General features: G+C 66.7%; 4 protein-coding genes and 1 pseudogene. 2 read left to right on the forward strand and 3 right to left on the reverse strand.

The window, feature by feature from the left end; translation table 11 throughout:
• Window positions 1-417, forward strand: a pseudogene (locus AC1D00_RS28235) (acetyl-CoA C-acetyltransferase); the annotation flags it as partial.
• Window positions 418-529: 112 nt separating this feature from the next.
• Window positions 530-1825, forward strand: coding sequence for an MFS transporter (locus tag AC1D00_RS28240; RefSeq protein WP_477012916.1), 1296 nt, complete (start codon window positions 530-532; stop codon window positions 1823-1825).
• Window positions 1826-1831: 6 nt separating this feature from the next.
• Here AC1D00_RS28240 and AC1D00_RS28245 read toward each other — a convergent pair whose 3' ends face one another.
• The 3 genes from AC1D00_RS28245 to AC1D00_RS28255 all read right to left on the reverse strand — a co-directional run.
• Entirely contained in the window at window positions 1832-3235 is a 1404-nt protein-coding gene (locus tag AC1D00_RS28245) for a carbohydrate porin (protein WP_477012917.1), read from the reverse strand.
• A gap of 10 nt (window positions 3236-3245) precedes the next feature.
• Entirely contained in the window at window positions 3246-4262 is a 1017-nt protein-coding gene (locus tag AC1D00_RS28250; protein ID WP_477012918.1) for a transporter, read from the reverse strand.
• A 113-nt stretch (window positions 4263-4375) separates the two neighbouring features.
• On the reverse strand, window positions 4376-4562 hold a 187-nt coding region (locus AC1D00_RS28255; RefSeq protein ID WP_477012919.1), incomplete at its 5' end, for an acetoacetate decarboxylase family protein.

Genomic DNA, 4562 nt, shown 5'->3' on the forward strand with positions numbered 1-4562 from the left:
GTGCTGACCAAGCGCTCGCTCGCTGATCGGGGCGGCCTTCCGGCGCTTGCCGTGATCAAGGGCCACGCCACCCACAGCCAGGAGCCGCAATGGTTCACCACGGCGCCGATCCCGGCGATCCGCAAGCTGCTCGACAAGGTCGGCTGGACCGCCGGTGACGTCGACCTGTTCGAGATCAACGAGGCCTTCGCCGTGGTGGCGATGGCGGCGCAGCGCGATCTCGGCATTCCCCGCGACAAGCTGAACATCAACGGCGGCGCCTGCGCGCTGGGCCATCCGATCGGCGCCACCGGCGCGCGGCTGATCGTGACGCTGCTGCATGCGCTCGAGGCGCAGAACCTCAAGCGCGGCGTCGCCGCGCTCTGCATCGGCGGCGGCGAAGCCACGGCCATCGCGGTGGAGCGGCTGACGCACTAGCCGTCATGTCCGATTTTGAGGGAAGTCTGACGTTTTAGACTTCCAGCAAATATGCCAGACTACGACGATGACGCGAGTCCCGCGAGGGACCGCCAACCCTGATTGAGGCCCAATGATCTCGAACTGGCTCGCGGCAACGCTCAGCCGCCGCAATATCCACTACGGCTGGGTGATGGTCGGCGTGACCTTCCTGGCCGCGCTGATCAGCGCCGGCACGGTCGGTGCGCCCGGCGTGTTCATCGTTCCCCTGCAGAAGGAGTTCGGCTGGAGCACGGCGGAGATTTCGTCCGCGCTGTCGATCCGCTTCATCCTGTTCGGGCTGATGGCGCCGTTCGCCGCCGCCCTGCTCAACCGCTACGGCCTGCGCAACGTCACGCTCACGGCGCAGCTGATCGTGGTCTCGGCGCTGGTCGCATCGCTCGGCATGACCGAGGTCTGGCAGCTCATCGCCCTGTGGGGCGTCGTGATCGGGATCGGCACCGGCATGACCGCGCTGGTGCTTGGCGCCACCATCGCCACGCGCTGGTTCGCGGCGCGGCGCGGCCTCGTGGTCGGCATCATGACCGCGAGCGTCGCCACCGGCCAGCTCGTGTTCCTGCCGCTGCTCGCAAGCCTCACCGAACGCTTCGGCTGGCGGCTGGCGCTCGGCTTCGTCTGCATCATGCTCGGCGTTTCCGCACTCGCAGTGCTGCTCGCGATGCGTGACCGTCCGAGCGACCTCGGCCTGCGCCCGTTCGGCGACGAAGGCAGCGAGCCCCTGCCCGCCCCGCCCGTCAACCATGGCTCGATCACGGCGGTGGCGCTCGGCACGCTGCGCGATGCCTCGAAATCGAGCGCGTTCTGGATCCTGTTTGCGACCTTCTTCGTCTGCGGCGCCTCGACCAACGGCCTCGTGCAGGTCCACCTGATCCCGATGTGCCTCGATTTCGGCATCCCGCAGGTGCAGGCCGCAAGCCTGCTGGCTGCGATGGGCATTTTCGACTTCTTCGGCACCATCATGTCGGGCTGGCTGTCGGACCGTTACGACAATCGCTGGCTCCTGTTCTGGTACTACGGCCTGCGCGGGCTCTCGCTGATCTTCCTGCCCTTCAGCGATTTCTCGTTCTACGGCCTGTCAATCTTCGCGATGTTCTACGGGCTCGACTGGATCGCCACCGTGCCGCCGACGGTGCGCCTCACCGCGCAGAAGTTCGGCCCCGAGCGCGCCAATCTCGTGTTCGGCTGGATCTTTGCCGGGCATCAGCTCGGTGCCGGCACGGCCGCCYTTGGTGCCGGCCTGTCGCGGACGCTGCTCCAGAGCTACCTGCCCGCCTTCTTCATCGCCGGCGCGCTCTGCGTGTTCGCCTCGCTGATCGTGCTGGCGCTGTCGCGGCAGCCGAAGCCGAAGACGCAGGCCGCGATGGCGTAAGCCAACCTAGTACCGGATCGTGGTGGTGACGCCGAAGACTGCGGCGTCACCGATCCGCGAAACGCCGCTCGGATCGTTCGGGTTCGGGATGCCGCCCGAGGGGCGGAACACGTACTGGAAATACGGCGCCACCAGCCAGCCCGGCTTGATATGCGCCTCGTAGATCATCTCGATCAGGGTCTCGTTGCTGCGCACCGGGCTCTGCACGCCGGTGAAGGCTTGCGCGTCGAGATCGAGATTGCGGGCGGTGTTCGAAATCCGCATATAGGCCATCGCCACGCCGAAGCGGTCGAGCGGACGGCCTGGGACAAATCCGACGAAGCCGATGCCGCCGTCCAGATAAAGGTCGATCAGATTGCGGTCCGGCGGGCTGTAGGCGATGCGGCCGAAGGCGGTGACGCCCGGGATCGACGCGGAGGTGGTGTTGTCCTTCACCTCCGGCGGGCGGTAGAGCACCTGCTCGATGACGGCGAAGATGCCGTAGTTGCCGCGAAGCCTGGCCGGAACGCCGCTTCCAGAGGGATCGGCAATCGAGAGCCCCTCCGCCGTAAAACGCTGGCTGTCGAACGAGCCATAATGCTTCCAGGCACCCGGCGTGAAATTGCCGGCGAGCGGACGGCCGCCGATATCGATGTCGTAGTTGAAGCGGACCTGCCCGATCACCCAGGGCGGATCGTTGACGCGGAACGCGAGGCCGTGATGGTCGCGAATCTGCGGATCGGCATCGCCCGGGCCGGACGGATCGCCGTTGAACACCGCGCCATAGGCGGTGATCTGGTCCGACAGCGCGGCCTTGACCCGAATGCCGGGCACCGCGATCGGCGGTGCCGGGCCGCCGGCCGGGAGATTGCTCGCCTTGATCGCCGGCCAGCCGAAGGTGCCGTTGATGAAGAGGTCGTCGGTCTGGCTGTCGAAGAACTCGACATCCGCGGCCTGCTGGCCGGCCCTGATGTTCAGCCTGTCGCCAAAGAAGCTCTGCTCGAAATAGGCGTTGTAGAGCCGCCGGTCCGGCAGCGCCTCGATCTCGCTGATGGTGGCGAGGTTTTGCACGTAGTTGCGCGAGAGCCCGCGGCCGTAGATCACGAAGGCGTTGGCGTAGAACCGGCCGCCGGTCCAGCCGACGAGCTTGTCCAGATCAGCATCGACCGACAGATCGAGGCGACCGAAATGGATGGCGCCGCGCGCGACGCCGCCCGAGACGTTGCCGATGTTGTCGGCGATATAGGTGGCGCCGAAATTCAGGCCCTTGCTGGCGAGCCCGTCATGCCACTCGTTGAACCATTTTGGCGCCAGCCATTCGGCCGCGCTTTCGTCCTTGGCGCCGGCGCGCGCGCTCGTGCTGGCCAAGGTGCATGCCAGCGCAATTGCAGCCACGCTTCGCAGCGGAGATCTGTCGGCAGTGCCGTTCACGGCTGGTGCGCTACCTGAAAATGCCCGTGCGCCGCATGAACAAATAGGCGGCACCGACCGACGAGGCCATCAGCACCGCCGCCCAGAGAAATCCGCTCTCGATGTCGGTCAGCGGCAGGCCCTTGGTGTTCATGCCGAAGATGCCGGTGATCAGCGTCGGTGGCAGCAGCAGCGAGGTCACGATGGAGAGCGTGTGGAGGTGGCGGTTGCTCTCCTCCTCGTTCTTGAAGCGCAGCTCCTCCTCGAGCAGGCGGCTGCGCTCGCGCAGCTCGACGATGTCGTGATCGAGGCCATCGAGCCGTTGCGCCAGCTTGCCGGCGTGGATCCGCAAGCCCGGCGACAGGTGATCGGTGTTCTTCTGGTCGAGCCGGTGAAACAGCACGCGCAGGCCGGTGAGCTGACGATGCAGCCTGACGCAGGTCCGGCGCAGCCGGCCGAGGGTGCGGCGCATCTCCGGCCTCGCCWCGTCGGCGAGGATGCGCTCCTCGATGCCGTCGATCTCCTGCCCGAGCTTGTCGGCCATCCTGTCGAGCGTGTCGGCAACCTCGTCGACGATCTTTTCCAGGAGATGGGCGACGTTGTCGACGCGGTAGCCGCCTTCGAGCACCCGGCGCGCCGCATCCGCCGAGCACAGCGCCTGATGGCGGCCGCTGACCAGCAGGTGCTCGGTCATGGCGAAGCGCAGGAACGCGGTCTCTTCCGTGGCGCTGTCGATGTCGCGCACGAGGTCGGAGAACACGCCGTAGACGCAGTGGTCGATGACATGGAGCTGCTGGAACGTGTCGTTCGACAGCAGCAGTTCGCGCGCAAGCGGCGGCAGCGTTGATGCCGCAATCCACGGCCGCGCCCGCGCGTCGGTCAGGTTGAAATGCAGCCAGAGCCGGCCGTCATGGCTGAACTCGATCGGCTGGTCGATCGGCAGCGCCTCGGCACTGCCGTCGCTGTGCAGGCGGAACGCCCAGACCAGGCCCGGAATGGCAGGCTCAGACCCCGATATCGCGCTGACAAGCTTTGCCGGCTCAGCCATGGTCGCCCCAACCGTCAACACATGCCCCGCCTCCGGAAGACGGCTGACGGCATCTTCCGGACCCACGCGGGTAGTCAATTACGGCTCTGTTACAGTTTGATGATGGCGCCGCCCTATTCCGCGGCCAGTCCCGTCGCGGCCGTCGCCTCGGCCTCCCTGATGTAGTCGTGGACGACGCGGCCGAACGGCAGCGTCAGATCGGCGATGTAGTGATGCGCGCCGACGACGCGGCGAACCGGGAAATCGGCAACCGGCGCATTGACGTGCGGCACAAGGTGAAGACGTCCGGGCCCCATCCAG

The organism is Bradyrhizobium sp. P2_E8, assembly GCF_056403875.1.